Origin of the sequence: Proteus genomosp. 4 str. ATCC 51469 (genome assembly GCF_003144375.1) — a bacterium.
GTDB lineage: Bacteria > Pseudomonadota > Gammaproteobacteria > Enterobacterales > Enterobacteriaceae > Proteus.
On sequence record NZ_PENV01000029.1, the window covers coordinates 1 to 18,147 of the forward strand.

Below are 18,147 nucleotides of genomic sequence, written 5' to 3' on the forward strand. Positions count from 1 at the left end.
ATTCCCGCATTTGGTAAGTTTTGACAATAGTTAGTAAAAGATTTGGAGCGGGAAACGAGACTCGAACTCGCGACCCCAACCTTGGCAAGGTTGTGCTCTACCAACTGAGCTATTCCCGCGTCACATAACACTACTAACAATTGTCTAAGAAAGATTGGAGCGGGAAACGAGACTCGAACTCGCGACCCCAACCTTGGCAAGGTTGTGCTCTACCAACTGAGCTATTCCCGCATCTTTCTTACACCCGTACAAATAAAATTCTTCATCGGTACGGGAAGCGCATTATACGAGAAAAATGCTTAACCGCAAGCCCTTATCAACAAAAAAATGCGTTTTTTTGATTGCATGCCGATAAAATCATCACAATGGTGCAATATCAATCATGGATGCACATTTTTTACTCTTTAATAAAGGTCTTACGATAATAGTCTAGCTCTGCAATAGATTCACGAATATCATCTAATGCTTGATGAGTATTCTTTTTCTTAAAACCGTCTAAAATTTCAGGCTTCCAACGACGCGCCAACTCTTTTAATGTACTGACATCAAGATAGCGGTAGTGAAAATATTGCTCTAGCTCTGGCATATAACGGTACAGAAAACGTCGGTCTTGACCCACACTATTGCCACAAATAGGTGATACCCCTTTAGGCACCCATTTTTCTAGGAATTCAATTGTCGCTTTTTGTGCTGAATTATCATCATATTGACTGGTTTTCACTCGCTCAACTAAACCACTACCAGTATGAGTGCGAGTATTCCATTCATCCATTAAACTCAGTTGTTCATCCGATTGGTGTACAGCAATTACTGGGCCTTCGGCTAAAATATTAAGTTGAGGATCTGTCACAATGGTGGCAATTTCGATGATACGGTCACATTCAGGATCAAGACCGGTCATTTCCAGATCTATCCAGATCAGATTGTTCTCGCTTTTTGACATAATATATCCTAGCTGTTTCTAAGTGTGAGACATGATATTTTAGCGTTTATCATAGCGCGTTTACTCAATAAGCACGACAGAAGAACATCTAACCGAATAATACAAGTGAGGATCGGTGACAAAACGTAAATTATCTAAAGGCCAGCAACGTCGAGTACAAGAAAACCATAAAAAGCGTTTGCAGAGCAAAGAGAAAAAAAACCATGTTGAATTAGACGATACGCAATTAGGCGAAGCGTCCGAAGGTTTAGTCATCAGCCGTTTTGGCCAACATGCAGATATTGAAGCGACTGACGGTTCGATTACTCGATGCAATATCCGACGCACAATTTCATCCTTAGTGACAGGTGATAAAGTTGTGTGGCGCCCTGCGCTACAAACACAAGAAAATGTCCGAGTGAATGGTATCGTTGAAGCGGTACATGAACGTACTTCTGTGCTAACACGCCCTGACTATTATGATGGAATTAAACCTATTGCGGCAAACATTGACCAGATAATTATTGTCTCCGCCATTTTGCCTGAGTTGTCTTTAAATATTATCGACCGTTACCTTGTCGCTTGTGAAACGTTAAATGTTGAGCCTCTAATTGTGCTCAATAAAATCGATATGTTAGATGAACAAAGTCGTAAGACAGTTAGTGAATGGATGCAGACTTATAAAGATATTGGTTATCGTGTCCTTGAAGTCTCTAGCTATACTAAAGAAGGGCTAGAAGCGCTCACACAAGAACTTATCGGCCGTATCTCTATTTTTGCTGGGCAGTCTGGTGTGGGTAAATCAAGCTTACTTAACACGCTACTACCACCGATGGAAGAAAGTATTGTTGTTAATCAGGTCTCTGATAACTCTGGTTTAGGGCAACATACAACAACCGCATCACGTCTTTACCATTTCCCACAAGGCGGAGATGTGATTGATTCTCCAGGTGTCCGTGAATTTGGCTTATGGCATTTAACGCCAGATCAAGTGACAAAAGGATTTGTTGAATTTAGACCGTACCTTGGTGGTTGTAAATTCCGCGATTGTAAACATTTAGACGATCCGGGTTGCTTAATCAGTGAAGCCGTAAAGAAGGGTGAAATATCAGAAACACGCTTTGAAAACTACCATCGTATTTTAGAAAGTATGAGTCAGGTGAAAGTTCGTAAGAACATTAATTTAGACTCTTAATAATTGATTCACTGACAACCCTATTAAGGGTGGGTACAATAGACCCCTTTTGTCTATTTTTTATCGTTTAATCCCAGAGGTTGCCATTTTGGACAAGCTAAAAATTAAACTACAGTATTTATTGCCTAAATTATGGCTCACACAGCTAGCAGGTTGGTTTGCAAACAAAAAAGCGGGTGCAATCACTCAGTTTGTTATCAAAGCCTTCGCAAAAGCCTACAAAGTCGATATGAATGAAGCGAAAGACAGCCAGTTCCAAGCTTATTCAACATTCAATGAGTTCTTTATCCGGGCTTTAAAAGACGGCGTACGTCCTATTGTTGAAGGTGATGACAAACTTGCATTACCAGCAGACGGTGCGGTCAGCCAACTTGGTCTTATCCAAGACGATCAAATTCTGCAAGCTAAAGGACATCATTACACTCTTGAAGCGTTACTCGCGGGTAACTTTATGTTGGCAGATAAGTTCCGTAATGGTCAGTTTATTACGACATATCTTTCGCCTCGCGATTACCACCGTGTTCACATGCCTTGCGATGGTTTATTAAAAGAGATGATTTATGTTCCTGGTGATCTCTTCTCCGTTAATCCATTAACGGCGGCCAATGTACCAAACTTATTTGCACGTAATGAACGCATTATTTGTCTTTTTGAAACACAATTTGGTCCAATGATACAAATTCTGGTAGGTGCAACTATTGTCGGTAGTATTGAAACGATTTGGTGTGGCATGGTAACACCGCCTCGTGAAGGTATTATTAAACGTTGGACTTATCCTCAAGCAGACAAAGCAGGGGCGATATTCTTGAAAAAAGGTGAGGAAATGGGGCGATTTAAGTTAGGCTCAACAGTCATCAACCTTTTCCCTGAAAATACTGTTCAATTGAATAAAGATCTTATGAATGGCTCCGTTACATTAATGGGGGAACAATTAGGTTCCATCATCAATGTTGCTGGCAATGACGCTAACGCCATCAGTGAATAATACGTAATTCGGAGTAACCTTTGTGCGCCTGATAATCAGTCTTTTCTTCTCGCTCTTTTTGACTTTTTCGTTAAGCACATCTGCAATATCAGCAGATGTAGAGAAATTACGTCAAGATATTAAACAACTTGAAGGAAGTACTAATCCTCAAGATATTGAGGCTGTTCAGGCGCTACAAGGCACTATCAACTGGATTAATGATGGTGAAAAAGCGCAAACAAATGCAGACAACTATCAAAAAACCATTGATGATTATCCAGAGATCACCAAAGAACTCAGAACTAAGCTTCTTGAAGAAAGTCACGCAGTTCCAACTATCCCAGAAAAAATTAGCATTCCTGATTTAGAACAAAAAATTATTCAAGTCAGTAGCCAATTAATGGAGCAAGCAAGGCTTCAACAGCAAGAACAAGACAAAAGCCGTGAAATCAGTGAGTCTTTAAATTTATTGCCTCAACAACTCTCGGAAGCACGTCGTTTATTGAGTGACGCAACAGCAAGGCTTGCCTCTGTCAGTGCATCAACAACACCGTTAACAGAAGCTCAAAATAAGCTGACTCAAGCTGAAGTAACAGCTCGTAAAGCGATGGTTAATGAGCTAGAAATGGCACAGCTATCAGCGAATAATCGCCAAGAAATAGCACGCCTTCGCTTAGAACTATTTAAAAAACGCTATCAACGCCTTGATGTACAACTACAACAATTACGTAGTTTATTGAATATAAAACGCCAAGAAGTCGCTGATCTTGCGTTAGAAAAAACAGAGATGTTAGCAGAACAAGGTGGCGAATTACCTGAGTTTCTGACAAAACAGATCCAAACTAATCGTGAACTTTCGCAGATCCTGAATAAACAAACTCAGGAAATGAGTGAGCTATCAGAAAAACAGCGCATCACCACCCAACAAACACAACAAGTCCGCCAAACACTAACAACTATTCGAGAGCAAGCTCAATGGTTAAGTGGCTCAACAGCATTAGGTGAAGCACTAAGAACACAACTTTCTCGTTTACCTGAAATGCCTCGTTCACAAGAACTTGATAGAGATATTATTCAATTACGTGTTGAGCGTTTAGGTTATGAAGATATGCTGGAGAACTTAAATAAGATCCAGCCACCAGAAACCGCAGATGGTTCTAAATTGCCGGAAGCTCAACAATATATCTTTGATTCACTAATTCAAGCACGTCATGAATTACTCAATTCATTGCTATCAGGCTATGATTCTCAAATTCTTGAGTTAACAAAACTGAAAGTTGCGACAACACAATTAGCGGATGCTTTAAAAGAAACAAAAGACGCGACAAACCGTTATATGTTCTGGGTTGCCGATATCAGCCCTATCAAATTCAATTATCCAGTTTTATTAGTCAAAGATATCACTCGATTACTTTCGTTAGATACCTTTTCACAATTAGGCCATGCGGCTGCTAGCATGCTTAAAAACCAAGATACGTTTCTATTCTTGTTTGTTACCTTATCAATTGTTGGTTTTAGCCTTCGTACTCGAAAGCACTACAACGCCTTTCTTGAAAGGGTCAGTAACCGTATTGGTAAAGTCACTCAAGATCATTTTTCACTGACAATACGCACCGTATTTTGGTCTATTTTAATTGCACTTCCGCTACCTCTGTTATGGTCTGCGGTTGGTTATGGCTTACAAAGTGTTGAATGGCGTTATCCAATGGCCGGCGCGATTGGCTATGGTGTAACGGCGGCCGCCCCCGTGTTGTGGCTATTTATGATCAGTGCAACCTTCGCACGTCATAACGGTTTATTTATTGCTCAATTTAAATGGAAAGAAAGTAGAGTCAAAAAAGCAATGCGTTTTTACCAGCTTTCCATTTTTGTCATCGTCCCGCTGATGATGTCATTAATTACCTTTGAATATTATAGTGATAGAGAATTTGCACCAACCGTTGGTCGCTTCTGTTTCTTGCTACTCTGTATAGCCCTAAGCTTTATTACTTCCAGTCTTAAAAAAGCCCATGTTCCCCTTTATCTTGATAAACATGGATCTGGTGATAATGCAATAAACACTATCTTATGGTGGTTCTTACTTCTTGCTCCTGTTATTGCAGGCTTAGCCGCTGTTTTAGGTTACCTTTCTACCTCGATTGTCTTGCTTGGCCGTTTAGAAATGTCAGTCGCAATTTGGTTTGCTTTACTGATTATCTATCACATTATTCAGCGTTGGATGCTTATTCAACGTCGTAAATTAGCTTTTGAGCGTGCAAAACAGAAACGGGCTGAAATTCTCGCCCAACGTGCAAAAGGCGAAGATGAAAATACCATAGTAGGCAGTAGCGGTGAGAGTACTGTAGGACTAGAAATAGAAGCTCAAGAAATAGACCTTGATGCAATCAGTGCGCAATCTATTGGTTTAGTTCGCTCTATTCTGACTATGATTGCATTAGTGTCGATGATCTTATTATGGTCTGAATTAAACACTGCATTTTCCTTTGTCGATAATATTCGTCTTTGGGATGTAACCTCATCGGTGAATGGAGTTAACACCATACAACCTATTACCATGGGATCTATTTTAGTGGCGATCCTTGTGATTATTATCACTACGCAATTGGTGAGAAACTTACCCGCTTTACTTGAACTGGCTATTTTGCAACATTTAGATTTAACGCCAGGTACAGGCTATGCCATTACTACCATGACTAAATACAGCATCACTCTAATTGGTAGTATTGTAGGCTTCTCTTTATTAGGGATTGAATGGTCAAAATTACAATGGCTAGTCGCAGCAATGGGGGTTGGGTTAGGCTTTGGTTTACAAGAAATTTTTGCCAATATCATTTCAGGGTTGATGATCTTATTTGAAAAACCGATCCGTATTGGTGATACCGTAACCATTCGTAATTTGACGGGGAATATTTCTAAGATCAACACCCGAGCGACAACGTTGACCGACTGGGATAGAAAAGAGATTATCGTACCGAATAAAGCCTTTATCACAGAACAATTTATTAACTGGTCTCTGTCGGACTCTGTTACCCGTATTGTGATGACCATTCCAGCTCCTGCAGACTGCAACAGTGAGCACGTCACCAATGTCTTATTAGAAGCATCAAAACGCTCTACGATGATTTTAGAGAACCCTGCGCCTGAGGTTTATTTAGTCGATTTACAACAAGGTATTCAGATTTTCGAATTACGTGTTTATGCCGCAGAGATGGGGCATAGAATGCCAGCGAGACATGAAATTCATCAAAATATTCTCTTAGCCTTTGCAGAACATGGTATCCCATTACCATTCCCACCATTCCAAGCAAGAGTGGATATGATGGGTAATACAATTCGTAGCTCAATGCGAGTGACACCTAGAGAAGTCGGTGGATTATAATCCACTATTTCAATTAATATAAAAAAAGAAAAAGGCGAACAAGATAATATTGTTCGCCTTTTTCTTTAGAAAGGATCACACTTGGTATAACTTGCGTAAATAATGAGGAACTGCTTCATCCGCATTAGCACCAATGACTTCCATATTGGGTAGCAGATCTTTTAATGCCTGATGGGCATTTTCCATAATGCAGCCTTTACCCGCTATCTTGAGCATCTCTTTGTCATTCATACCATCACCAAATGCGATAGCATCTTTCGCTGAGTGTTGCATCAGTTCAGCCACTTTCTCTAGTGCCTCACCTTTAGATACGCCCCCTGCCATCACTTCTAAGCAATTACGCAGTGAGAAACTCACATTGACCTTATCACCCCAGCGCTGATTAATTTCATTCTCTAGCTTCAGTAATAGCTCATGATCTTCAGAGGTGAAAAAGACCTTACAGACATTGGTAGTCGGGAATCCGGTTTTACAATATAATTCATAGCTAAAGTCTGATTCTCGAAAAAACTCACAAGCCCCCGGCATCTCTTTATTAACATACCAGTAGTCACCAGCATAAATATTAGTTTCAATTTTTGGGTGATCAAAAACCATAAGAGCCAAGTCATAAGCGATTTCAGGCTCAAGATCTTGGCTAAAAATAAGGTCACCATGCGTGTTATGCACTCTCGCACCATTAGACGTTATCATATAAGCGTTAATGCCTAACCCGTCACGAATTTGAGCAACATCAACATGATGACGACCCGTTGCAAATACAAAATGCACCCCTTTATTAATAAGTAGGTGTAGTGTTTCTTGCGTATAGGGAGTTAATACATGATTAGGTGATAACAACGTGCCATCAAGATCTGAAGCGACTATCGAATACATACACATTCCTGATTAAAATAAATGCTTATCATAAAACTCACAGATTTCATTCAATGCTTGTGAGCGTAGCTTATCTATTTCGAACAAGATTTCATGATGCGCACCCTTAATCACTAGTGGCAATTTTTGCTTTTCTTCTCTTGTTCTGGACTGACTATAACGTTCACAGAAAGCCCTTAGCTCTTGATTATCCACCACCTTGTCATGCTCAGCTTCAAGCACTAATAAAGGGGTATCAATCTCTCCCGCATGTTCAATTAACCAATCCCCTGTTTGTAGGCTTTCTCCTATCCAATGATAAGTAGGGCCACCTAATCGTAACTCAGGATAATCAGCGTAATAACGTAAATAACGACGGTATCGTTCATGGCTATGTGTTAACACATTAAGAATAAAAGGTAGTGGAAACCATTTACCTGTTGATACTGCGTAGTTATTTCTTTCAGATTGACTTTGTTCTGCTCGATTGACTAAAAAATTAGCCACCCAGCGAGGTATCGGTAAATTAATACCAAACATCGGCGCACTTAATGCGGCTGCTTTAAAAACATGAGGATGTTTTAGAAGATATCCCGCTAAGATAGCACCCCCCATTGAATGGGCTAATGCAAAATAATGTTGGTATTGATAAGGCAGCACTATCGTATCAATGAATGTTGAGAAGTCATCAATATAATCACTGAATTTTTCTACATGACCTTTTTGTGTATCTTCTAATAGTCTGCCTGACAGGCCTTGCCCTCTATGATCAAGCAAAAAAACATCGTAGCCAATATGGAAAAAATCAAATGCAACTTCAGGGTACTTTACATAGCTTTCACTACGGCCTGAAGAAATTACTAGTGCTTTATTGTGCGATGCTGAACGCCAATGAACATAACGGATCTTTACGCCATCAACGCCCGTAAACTCACCTTCTTCACGCTGGTTCCAAAAATCCAATAAAGTGCCATTCGTAAAAGCAGAAAACTGCTTTTCACGAGATAACCACGAATGTTTAAAAAGAGTGGTTGTCATTGGCTCTCCTTGTTGGCGTTATTCAAAGCCCTCAATATGGTCACGGATCAGTGTCATAAAAGCGGGTCCAAATCGTTCTAATTTTCGTTGACCGACACCGTTTATTAATAACAACTCATCAGGATAAACAGGGCATTGCTCTGCCATCTCTATCAATGTGACATCATTAAAGACCACAAAGGGCGGAATATTTTCTTCATCAGCAATAGATTTACGTAATTTACGTAGTTTCGCAAATAATTTTCTATCGTACTGTCTATGTGCATTTTTTGTTTGTTGATTACGGCTTTTTGTTGGACTTAATAATCTAGGTACGGCTAATTGTAATGGAACTTCACCTCGTAAGATGGGTCTTGCCATCTCAGTAAGCTGTAATGCAGAGCGGTGTACAATATTTTGTGTCACCATCCCTAAATGAATAAGTTGGCGTATCACGCTCACCCAATGTTCATGACTTTGAGCTTTACCAATACCATAAACAGGTAATGTATCGTGCCCTGCATCGCGAATACGTTGATTATTCGCGCCTCTTAATATTTCGACAATATAACCAATCCCAAAGTGCTGCCCCGTACGATAGATGCAGGATAAAGCCTTTTGCGCATCGACCAATCCATCATATTGTTTAGGAGGATCAAGACAAATATCACAGTTACCACAGGCATTTTGTCGATGTTCATCGAAATAATTAAGGAGTACTAGTCGTCGGCATGTTTGTGCTTCAGCAAATGCCCCCATTGCGTTGAGCTTATGCATTTCAATCGCTTTTTGGTCACTTTCTGGCTTTTCATCTAAACAACGACGCAACCACGCCATATCAGCGGGATCGTAAAATAATACGGCTTCCGCAGGTAATCCATCTCGCCCTGCTCGCCCAGTTTCTTGGTAATAAGATTCAATATTACGGGGGATATCAAAGTGAACCACAAAACGCACATTAGGCTTGTTTATCCCCATTCCAAACGCAACGGTTGCAACCACAATTTGCAAATCATCACGCTGGAACGCCTCTTGCACTTTGGCTCGCTGTGTCATTTCCATTCCGGCATGATAACCCGCAATACTCAACCCTCGCTTACTGAGTCGCTCTGCGGTTTCTTCTACTTTACTGCGGCTATTACAGTAAATAATGCCTGACTTTCCTTTTTGACCACGAATAAAGAGCCAAAGTTGATCAAGTGGCTTGTATTTCTCAACTAAAGTGTAGCGGATATTCGGCCTATCAAAACTGCTGATATGAATTAAAGGATCATGCAAGACTAGCTGATTTATAATGTCATAACGCGTTGTGTTATCTGCTGTTGCTGTCAGTGCAACAATTGGAACATCGGGGAGATATTGCCTTAATAATCCAATTCCTCGATATTCAGGGCGGAAGTCATGCCCCCACTGTGAAATACAGTGCGCTTCATCAACAGCTAACAATGCAGGTTTCCACTGCACTAATTGGTGAAGAAAACTCTCCATCATCAAACGTTCAGGAGCAATATACAGCAGTTTTATTTCACCCTTTTGACAACGCACTTGAACATCAAGTTGCTCTTCACGGGTTTGTGTTGAGTTTAAATAAGTAGCTTCAATGCCATGAAGGCAAAGCTGATCGACTTGATCTTTCATCAAGGAAATCAAAGGCGACACAACGACGGTTAATCCATCTAACAATAATGCTGGAATTTGATAGCAAAGGGATTTTCCACCCCCTGTTGGCATCACAACAAGGCAATCACGTCCTGTTGTAATAGTATGGATGATCTCTTGCTGACCAGGACGAAATTGCTGATAACCAAAGGTTTCTCGCAAAATAGTCTGTGCTGATGGCATTGAATTAAGAACTTCTGCTGTGGACACGCCGTTCCTCTGAAAAGCTGCTGATAAAAACTATGATGAGGAGTCAAAGAAAAGGCACCAATATAAAGGTGCCGTCATCATTTATAGCGTTATGCTACCCCAGAACGAGGAAAATTACAGCATATCATTCAGCATCACACCCACACCAACACGTGTCTGGCGAAAATTATAGTCAATCATCGATTCACCATAACCACTAAATACTTGGGTATAAAAGCGAACATGCTTAGTAATTGGATAGCTCCAACCTAATTCAGCTGCACCATAGCCACTGTTCCAGTTATAGCGCCCAGTAGCAGTGATCACACTCTCACCTAATCGATAACCGGCTTTTAAACGATAATAGCCCATGTAACGATTAATTTCTGGATTATCATCACGTTGTGCACTTTCACTAAAACGATACCATGGTTTTAAATCGAGCTGAAAATTACCTTTTTGTGCCATAAATCGCGCATAAACTCGATTCCAACTACGAGATGTAGGATCTGAACGCCCATTTGACTCATGATTAAAACCTGTCTCAATTTCACGAAGTGTCCAACCTGCAAATTTATAGTCAGTAGCCCAACCTAGAAAGAGTTGTGGCTCATAGTTCGTCTCACGGAAAGGTGCTGATTCTTTCTTATTACTTAATTGCCACCAAGAACGTTGGGTATAAGACGCCGCTAACACAGAGTTTTCACCCGCAATACCACGCCATAAAGGAAAAGCCAAACTGAGCTGAAATTTCACCTCATCTTTTTTAGCCTTATTACCCCAATCATAACTTTGGATAGCCTCTTTATTCATATCAGAGGTATCAGTGTAAATAATGTAATTGGATTCATAAGGATAAAGAACAAAAGGTGAGTCGTATTCTTGTAATAAACCGGAAATGATACTGCCCTGAACAAGCGGTGCAGGAGATGATGATGTTTGAATTTCGGATGCAAATCCCCATGCTGGATAGAATAAAGCCACCGCAAGTAAAGAACGGATGTAACGCATAGTTAATTATCCTGTTTCATTATTGAATAATATAAAAGTTAGTACTTACTTTGGAATTAGTTCTTATAAATGTGCTTTATTACACTTAAGCCACCATATTTTACACGTAATCGCCATTAAATCTCGTATATTTTTACACCATTATATTTATAGCACGAATGGGAAATTACGGTTTCGTCATGTATTATTAACATTATATTAACTTTATGACGTGATATCGGAGATCCTAAAAATGGAAAAGCAGCTAACATTAGAAGAGGCTCAAACCTTAATTGGTCATGTTTTTGTATATAAAATGCCATTTAACCAGTTGATTGGTTTGGAGTTAGTTCGTTTTGAACAAGATTACGCAGAAATTCAATTCCGCTACCAAGATAAATTGGTCGGTAATATTGCTCAACGTATTTTACATGGTGGCCTAATTGCTTCAGTGCTTGATGTTAGTGCAGGATTAGTTTGTGTTGGTAATGCATTAACACGTTTAGCACCTATATCCCAAGAGCAGTTAGAACAGAAACTCGCTAAAATGGGTACGATTGATTTACGGGTTGATTATTTACGACCTGGACGTGGGGAATGTTTTACTGCAAGTAGCCATATCTTGCGCAGTGGCAATAAAGTCTCTGTTGCTCGTGTTGAGTTACATAATGAAAAACAAGTTCATATAGCAAGTGGAACAGCAACCTACATTGTGGGTTAAGTCTTTGTTAAAATTCATTGTGCGCTATGATGCTTAGAATGTTATTAATTACTTGTAAAAATACATGCCTAATGACACATTAGATAATGTCATTGGGTATGATAACCCCGTCACACATTTCCTTTCCATCAATTCCAGAGATAGCATGAGCCAGAAAAACACGATGAAAGGCGTTTTATGTGCCTTAGGCGCCTATTTGATCTGGGGTATTGCCCCTGTCTATTTTAAAAGCATTCAAGAAGTGCCCGCAGAAGAGATCCTTACACACCGTATCCTATGGTCATTCTTTTTTATGTTGATTTTAATGACGATTAGTCGTCATTGGCCTTATTTACGCCAATTAATACGTCAACCTAAAAAAATCCTACTTTTGGCACTAACAGCAGTCATTATCGCAACTAACTGGCTTACCTATATATGGGCCGTTAACCATGGCTATATGCTAGAAGCTAGTCTTGGTTATTTTATTAACCCCCTTGTTAACGTCTTGTTTGGTATGCTTTTCTTAAGCGAGCGTTTCCGTCGTATGCAATGGGTAGCTGTAGGTTTAGCCTTTACTGGGGTATTTATTCAGTTATGGCACTTTGGATCTGTACCCGTGATTGGTTTAAGTCTCGCTGTGACTTTTGGGCTTTATGGTCTACTGCGTAAAAAATTAGGGGTCGATGCACAAACAGGAATGTTAGTCGAAACATTATGGTTATTCCCTGTTGCGTTAATTTACATCTTATTTTTTACCCATTCGCCAACAAGCAATATGCTTGAAAACAGTTGGTCATTGAATACCTTGTTAATCGCAGCTGGTATTATTACAACTGTACCATTATTGCTCTTTACTGAAGCAGCTCATCATCTGCGTTTATCAACCTTAGGCTTCTTCCAATATATTGGCCCAACTTTGATGTTTATTCTTGCCACAATGGTATATGGCGAGCAGATTGATGCAGAAAGATTAGTGACCTTTGGTTTTATTTGGGTTGCCCTTATTTTATTTACCTTAGATGCACTCTATACCCAACGTCGTTTAAGACGCGGTTAATCCCAAACTCACTCTTCCGCTAAATTACTAATCTGTATAAAAGCGGGAGAGCGTTTCTTCTTATTTTTCTTTAGCAAATGCACACTCTTTGAGAGCTCTTCTGCGTGACGATATGAACGCCTAAATAACGTAAACATTGCGTTATTAATCACTTGAATATGGTTAATCACAACACTGTAATTGAGATTGATACGAGGAACATAATCACGCTGGTGTCTCAATAATTTACAATACAAATCCTCTTCGAACTCATTGATAGATCCACTGGAATGGTAAGTATCACAAAGAACTTCCTCAGTATTTTCGACCAAAAACTCATAACTAGAAGAAGATACCGGAGAGGTTCGCGAGCAAGGCGATACAAAAGTGTAAGTGTGAAAAAAGATACTAGAAATTTTCATCAAATAATCCCATTAAATAAGAGTAGATAACAAGATTATTAAGCAACCAAATCAAACATCCCTTAAAAAAAACACCCTTACTTATTTGATAGACAAGTAAGGGTGTTTTTTATATTAAGATAGTAACTGCTCACTTTAAATGACAACTTACTCTAGTCGAGCAAATGCAGCCACCAGCCATTTAATACCTTCGCCATTAAAGGCAATTTGTAATCGGCAATGCTCACCACTACCTTCGATATTAATAATGGTACCATCACCAAATTTAGGATGTTTCACACGTTGTCCGAGTGAATACCCCGTATCATTACTGATAATCGGAGTACCTAAACGGCTATGATTAACAGGACGTGAAACCGTCGCTCGTAAACGGACTTCTTCAACACATTCTTTAGGTAACTCACCAATAAAGCGAGATGGTCGATGACTCACTTCTTTTCCATATAGACGGCGGTTTTCAGCGTAAGTAAGCGTTAACTTTTTCATTGCGCGAGTTACACCAACATAGGCCAAGCGACGCTCTTCTTCTAAACGCCCACCTTCATCTAATGACATTTGGCTTGGGAACATGCCTTCTTCAACACCCACAATAAAGACTTGTGAAAATTCAAGCCCTTTAGCTGAGTGAAGGGTCATTAATTGAACCGCATCTTGATACGCATCGGCCTGGCTTTCACCCGATTCTAATGCCGCATGTGAAAGGAACGCTTGTAGTGGCATCAAATCTTCGTCTTCATCTTGATAACTAAATTGACGAGTTGCAGTGACAAGCTCTTCTAAGTTTTCAATACGAGCTTGGGCTTTTTCACCCTTTTCTTGCTCATACATCGCTTTCAAACCTGAATCACGAATAATTCGGTCTGTCTGTACATGTAATGGCATATCTGCCGTTTCAGATGCTAATGTCTCAATTAACTCTAAGAATCTCTGTATTGCTGCTGTTGCTCGCCCTGCTAGCATTTTATGTTCGATAACCTGTAATGCACTTTCCCATAAAGTAATTTGGTTATCTCTTGCAACTTGGCGAACAATATCTAATGTTCTATCGCCAATACCTCGTGTCGGTGTATTCACAACACGCTCGAAAGAAGCATCATCATGGCGATTCGCAGTTAATCGCATATAAGAGAGCGCATCTTTGATTTCTTGGCGTTCAAAGAAACGTTGCCCGCCATAAATACGGTATGGCATTGCCGCTTGTAGTAATGCTTCTTCCATTATACGAGATTGGGCATTACTACGATAAAGAATGGCACAATCTGTCAGCGCGCCGCCTTCTTCTTGCCAGCGCTTAATTCGACTAACGACATAACGCGCTTCATCTAAATCATTAAAAGCACAATATAGTGAGATAGGCTCGCCTTCCGCACCTTCAGTCCAAAGATTTTTACCTAATCTATCACTATTGTTTGCTATTAGCGCATTCGCAGCTTTTAGAATATTGCTTGTAGAACGATAATTTTGCTCTAACCGGATAGTCTCTGCGCCAGGAAATTCATTTAAGAAGTTTTGAATATTCTCAACTTGTGCACCACGCCAACCATAAATGGATTGGTCATCATCGCCTACAATCATCACTTTACCCGTTTGACCCGCCAGCATTCTAATCCATGCATATTGAATACGGTTAGTATCTTGGAACTCATCAACCAAGATATTAGTAAAGCGATTTTGGTAATGTTCTAAAATTTGTGGCTTATTCAACCAAAGCTCATGAGCACGTAATAAAAGCTCTGCAAAGTCCACCAGCCCCGCACGATCACATGCTTCTTGATATGCTTGGTACACTTTTAGCCATGTTGTTTCAACAGGATTACCATAGGTTTGAATATGCTGAGGGCGTAATCCCTCATCTTTTTTACCGTTGATATACCACATTCCTTGTCGTGCAGGCCATTGTTTATCATCAAGGTTCATCGATTTAACAATGCGACGAATAAGGCGATATTGATCGTCACTGTCAATAATTTGAAAATCTTGTGGTAGGTTTGCATCGAGATAATGTGCGCGTAATAAACGATGAGCCAAGCTATGGAAAGTCCCAATCCACATACCGCCTTGACTGGTACCAATTAAATCTTCGATACGATGACGCATTTCTGCTGCCGCTTTATTGGTAAACGTCACAGCCATAATAGAAAAAGGGGAAGCTTGCTCAACAGATAATAACCAAGCGATACGATGTACCAATACGCGTGTTTTACCACTGCCTGCGCCAGCAAGCACCAACATATTTATGCGAGGTGCGGCCACGGCTTCGCGCTGTTTATCATTAAGGCCTTCTAGCAGATATGAGACGTCCATAATTACCAATCATTTAGTGAGGAAAATACTGTGGATATATACAGAAATAGTGAGTAAGCAACAAACTAACAGGATTTCATCCGTGATGCAAAGTAAAGCCTTTTTCAATTGCGTTTATCTCTGCCATTTTGATCTAATATCACGCTAAACCAATTCTATCAGTTTACTTAAATCTGTAATTTCAATATGTGGCATCACGCGAGTTTCACCTTCTTCAAATAAACTACGGTTATCGAGGTTAATCCAGCAAGCTTGTAATCCACTATTAACAGCACCTTCAACATCCGTCACAAGATGATCACCCACATGTAAAATGTGTTGATGAGGCACTTTTAAAAGCATTGCTGCTTTATCAAACATATCAGAATAAGGTTTAGAGCGACCATCAGGGCCAGCTTTTAAAATATGTGAGAAATACTGCCCTAAGCCACAGCTTAGCGGATTTGCATTACCATTTGTAATCGCAATTAACGGAATTTTTTCTGCTAATTGAGTGAGGACTTGATGTGTATTTTGAGGCACATTAATACGACTACGCCAATAAGCAAAGTGCGCCATAATTTCATCTGCACCTTGCTTTGCTTTAGCTTCACTGTAGTTGTAATCTAACAACATATTCCTAGCAGCAAGCCAACGCCACTGTGTAATATCATGAAATATCTCTGGATTATTTTCTATAAGTGGCTTTTTATAAGCATTCACATCTTCTTGTGTGAAATGATTAAAACGTAGATCATATTGGCGAATAAAAGCCAGTGTCTCTTTTTCCGTTTTATCCATCACTGGCACATTGTCATACAGCGTATCATCTAGATCAAAAGTCATCGCTGCAATTGGCGTCAGAGTTCTGTAAAAGCGCATTATGATTTTTCTCTCTTAGCTCTCGGATGAGCAGCATCATAGACTTTCGCTAAATGCTGAAAATCTAAGTGGGTATAAACTTGTGTCGTTGATAAATTAGCGTGTCCTAATAGCTCTTGTACCGCACGTAAATCACCGCTGGACTCTAGTAAATGTGTAGCAAATGAGTGGCGTAACTTATGAGGATTCACATGGCTATTTAGCCCTTGTTTTACCCCCCAAAGTTCAAAACGTTTTTGTACGCTACGCACAGATAAACGCTTACCACTTTGAGTTGAGATAAAAACAGCCTTATCTTCTGGTGCATAAAGTTCTCGCATCGGAAACCAATTTTGTAACCATTCTATCGCTTTTCTTCCTAGAGGAACTTTACGCTCTTTACTCCCTTTACCTAATACACGCACTTCACCTTCATTCAGGTCAATATCGTTAATATTGAGATTAGTTAGCTCAGATAAACGCAAACCCGCACCATACATCACTTCTAGCATGGTTCTATCTCTGACAGAAAGGGGATCGTTTAAGTCGATATTCATTAATTGGTTTACTTCATCTACATCCATATTTTTAGGAAGATGACGACCTGATTTAGGTGTGCGTATACCTTTCGCAGAATTAACATCCAGCATACCTTGCGCTACTTGCCAATCAAGAAAGCTACGTAACGCAGAAAAGCGCAAAGCCAAACTGGTCGGCTGTAACCCGCTTCGATGACTTTTTGCCAATAACATACGTACATGTTGGCTTTCAAGTGATTGCCATTGCGTTATTTTTATCTCAACCATCATTTGCACTAAGGCCATCAATTGGCGATGGTAGTTTTCTACCGTTACAGGACTTAATCGGCGTTCAACTTGAATGTAACGCAGAAATTGCTCAATAGCCGTGGTGAGTGTTTCTGGAAGATCGCTGGGTTGACTCATTGTCTTGCCACCCAACGTGTTAATAATTCCGGTAAGATATGGGCTAATTTATCCAACATGACGGTTCCCATTCCTTCCTGAAAATGTTGATTATCTCGACTATTAAAAATAATCACACCTAAATCACCATAATGTCCTAATAATGAGAGAGCAACCGAACCAGAACGCCGTACATTAGGCATCAACAACATGATCTCTTGTCCATTGAGCATACCTAAATAGTGATTATCATCACCCATACGCTGAATGCGGAAGTGTTCAAAAGCTTGACGAGAGAGTGCAAGCGCTTGTGCATCTAAAGGTGGTTGTAATTGCCAACGATCAGTAAATAAACGCAATTGAACAGAGTACAGACCTAATCTTTTAGCCCAGAGGTTTAAACGCTCTAACATTTCATTGAGAGAGTCACTGCTGGATAATTCAGAAATTAATAACAAGAGTTGGCTAAACAAAGATTCATTCTCAGAAGCTTGCTCTATCAATAAACGCATATCTTCTTCAAGATAGTGAATGCGATTACGTTGGCGTGACATTATCCACTCAACTAATGAGACAGTACCTCTAACGGGATGAGGTACTTGCATTTGCTCAATGTAACTTGCATTACGGATAAAAAAACCAGGATGCTCTGTGAGGTAACGAACCACTTGTTGATCATTAAGCTCGTTTGTTTCAGGGCAACAGAACTGCTCATTTTTATCCGTCATACAGATAGCCTCTCAAAAAAT

Annotated in this window: 15 protein-coding genes and 2 tRNA genes; 5 read left to right on the plus strand and 12 right to left on the minus strand. The window is 39.9% G+C overall.

What is annotated here, in order from left to right:
- Positions 1-43: 43 nt before the first annotated feature.
- The 3 genes from DK866_RS18970 to orn all read right to left on the minus strand — a co-directional run bounded on the left by DK866_RS18970 (position 44) and on the right by orn (position 943).
- Positions 44-119, minus strand: a tRNA-Gly gene (locus tag DK866_RS18970).
- A 36-nt stretch (positions 120-155) separates the two neighbouring features.
- Positions 156-231 (minus strand) — tRNA-Gly (locus DK866_RS18975).
- 166 nt (positions 232-397) lie between these two features.
- A complete protein-coding gene (gene orn / locus DK866_RS18980; protein ID WP_109410158.1) occupies positions 398-943 on the minus strand; it encodes an oligoribonuclease in 546 nt (181 codons plus the stop codon).
- Between the two features lie 115 nt (positions 944-1,058).
- On the opposite strand from orn, the gene rsgA reads away from it, so the two are divergent.
- The 3 genes from rsgA to mscM all read left to right on the plus strand — a co-directional run bounded on the left by rsgA (position 1,059) and on the right by mscM (position 6,460).
- Entirely contained in the window at positions 1,059-2,117 is a 1,059-nt protein-coding gene (gene rsgA, locus DK866_RS18985) for a small ribosomal subunit biogenesis GTPase RsgA (RefSeq protein ID WP_109410159.1), read from the plus strand.
- Positions 2,118-2,205: 88 nt separating this feature from the next.
- A complete protein-coding gene (asd, locus tag DK866_RS18990) occupies positions 2,206-3,102 on the plus strand; it encodes an archaetidylserine decarboxylase (RefSeq protein ID WP_109410176.1) in 897 nt (298 codons plus the stop codon).
- Positions 3,103-3,124: 22 nt separating this feature from the next.
- Entirely contained in the window at positions 3,125-6,460 is a 3,336-nt protein-coding gene (gene mscM / locus DK866_RS18995) for a miniconductance mechanosensitive channel MscM (RefSeq protein WP_109410160.1), read from the plus strand.
- 75 nt (positions 6,461-6,535) lie between these two features.
- Here the strand turns inward: mscM and yigL are convergent, their stop codons facing one another.
- The 4 genes from yigL to pldA form a co-directional block, all read right to left on the minus strand.
- Positions 6,536-7,336, minus strand: coding sequence for a sugar/pyridoxal phosphate phosphatase YigL (gene yigL, locus DK866_RS19000; protein ID WP_109410161.1), 801 nt, complete (start codon positions 7,334-7,336; stop codon positions 6,536-6,538).
- A 12-nt stretch (positions 7,337-7,348) separates the two neighbouring features.
- Positions 7,349-8,353 carry a lysophospholipase L2 gene (gene pldB, locus DK866_RS19005; protein WP_109410162.1) on the minus strand — a complete coding sequence of 335 codons (1,005 nt, stop codon included), beginning with the start codon at positions 8,351-8,353 and terminating at the stop codon, positions 7,349-7,351.
- Positions 8,354-8,371: 18 nt separating this feature from the next.
- A complete protein-coding gene (gene recQ / locus DK866_RS19010) occupies positions 8,372-10,201 on the minus strand; it encodes an ATP-dependent DNA helicase RecQ (protein WP_109410163.1) in 1,830 nt (609 codons plus the stop codon).
- Between the two features lie 114 nt (positions 10,202-10,315).
- Positions 10,316-11,191, minus strand: coding sequence for a phospholipase A (gene pldA / locus DK866_RS19015; RefSeq protein WP_109410164.1), 876 nt, complete (start codon positions 11,189-11,191; stop codon positions 10,316-10,318).
- A gap of 232 nt (positions 11,192-11,423) precedes the next feature.
- Here pldA and DK866_RS19020 point away from each other — a divergent pair, with 232 nt between their 5' ends.
- Positions 11,424-11,891 carry a thioesterase family protein gene (locus DK866_RS19020; RefSeq protein ID WP_036939522.1) on the plus strand — a complete coding sequence of 156 codons (468 nt, stop codon included), beginning with the start codon at positions 11,424-11,426 and terminating at the stop codon, positions 11,889-11,891.
- Positions 11,892-12,036: 145 nt separating this feature from the next.
- Positions 12,037-12,930 (plus strand): EamA family transporter RarD, encoded by an 894-nt coding sequence (rarD, locus tag DK866_RS19025; protein ID WP_109410165.1) that lies wholly within the window; start codon positions 12,037-12,039, stop codon positions 12,928-12,930.
- 8 nt (positions 12,931-12,938) lie between these two features.
- On the opposite strand, the gene DK866_RS19890 is transcribed toward rarD, so the two are convergent.
- The 5 genes from DK866_RS19890 to DK866_RS19045 all read right to left on the minus strand — a co-directional run bounded on the left by DK866_RS19890 (position 12,939) and on the right by DK866_RS19045 (position 18,126).
- The gene (locus tag DK866_RS19890) at positions 12,939-13,331 is read right to left on the minus strand and encodes a hypothetical protein (RefSeq protein WP_162557036.1); all 393 of its coding nucleotides are present in this window, start codon (positions 13,329-13,331) and stop codon (positions 12,939-12,941) included.
- A gap of 147 nt (positions 13,332-13,478) precedes the next feature.
- Positions 13,479-15,635 carry a DNA helicase II gene (gene uvrD, locus DK866_RS19030; RefSeq protein WP_109410166.1) on the minus strand — a complete coding sequence of 719 codons (2,157 nt, stop codon included), beginning with the start codon at positions 15,633-15,635 and terminating at the stop codon, positions 13,479-13,481.
- 144 nt (positions 15,636-15,779) lie between these two features.
- Entirely contained in the window at positions 15,780-16,496 is a 717-nt protein-coding gene (gene yigB / locus DK866_RS19035) for a 5-amino-6-(5-phospho-D-ribitylamino)uracil phosphatase YigB (RefSeq protein ID WP_109410167.1), read from the minus strand.
- Complete coding sequence (xerC, locus tag DK866_RS19040; protein WP_109410168.1) at positions 16,496-17,419, minus strand: tyrosine recombinase XerC; 924 nt, start codon at positions 17,417-17,419, stop codon at positions 16,496-16,498. Before xerC ends, yigB begins: the two co-directional genes overlap by 1 nt.
- Positions 17,416-18,126, minus strand: a complete 711-nt coding sequence (locus DK866_RS19045; RefSeq protein WP_109410169.1) for a DUF484 domain-containing protein — start codon at positions 18,124-18,126, stop codon at positions 17,416-17,418. The genes xerC and DK866_RS19045 overlap by 4 nt, the downstream gene beginning before the upstream one ends.
- Positions 18,127-18,147: the final 21 nt, after the last annotated feature.

Bases quoted from the DNA above. Each gene is read 5' to 3' on its own strand.
- orn (WP_109410158.1), bottom strand. From the start codon at position 943: ATGTCAAAAAGCGAGAACAATCTGATCTGGATAGATCTGGAAATGACC.
- yigL (WP_109410161.1), bottom strand. From the start codon at position 7,336: ATGTATTCGATAGTCGCTTCAGATCTTGATGGCACGTTGTTATCACCT.
- pldB (WP_109410162.1), bottom strand. From the start codon at position 8,353: ATGACAACCACTCTTTTTAAACATTCGTGGTTATCTCGTGAAAAGCAG.
- pldA (WP_109410164.1), bottom strand. From the start codon at position 11,191: ATGCGTTACATCCGTTCTTTACTTGCGGTGGCTTTATTCTATCCAGCA.
- DK866_RS19020 (WP_036939522.1), top strand. From the start codon at position 11,424: ATGGAAAAGCAGCTAACATTAGAAGAGGCTCAAACCTTAATTGGTCAT.
- rarD (WP_109410165.1), top strand. From the start codon at position 12,037: ATGAGCCAGAAAAACACGATGAAAGGCGTTTTATGTGCCTTAGGCGCC.
- DK866_RS19890 (WP_162557036.1), bottom strand. From the start codon at position 13,331: ATGAAAATTTCTAGTATCTTTTTTCACACTTACACTTTTGTATCGCCT.
- uvrD (WP_109410166.1), bottom strand. From the start codon at position 15,635: ATGGACGTCTCATATCTGCTAGAAGGCCTTAATGATAAACAGCGCGAA.
- yigB (WP_109410167.1), bottom strand. From the start codon at position 16,496: ATGCGCTTTTACAGAACTCTGACGCCAATTGCAGCGATGACTTTTGAT.
- xerC (WP_109410168.1), bottom strand. From the start codon at position 17,419: ATGAGTCAACCCAGCGATCTTCCAGAAACACTCACCACGGCTATTGAG.
- DK866_RS19045 (WP_109410169.1), bottom strand. From the start codon at position 18,126: ATGACGGATAAAAATGAGCAGTTCTGTTGCCCTGAAACAAACGAGCTT.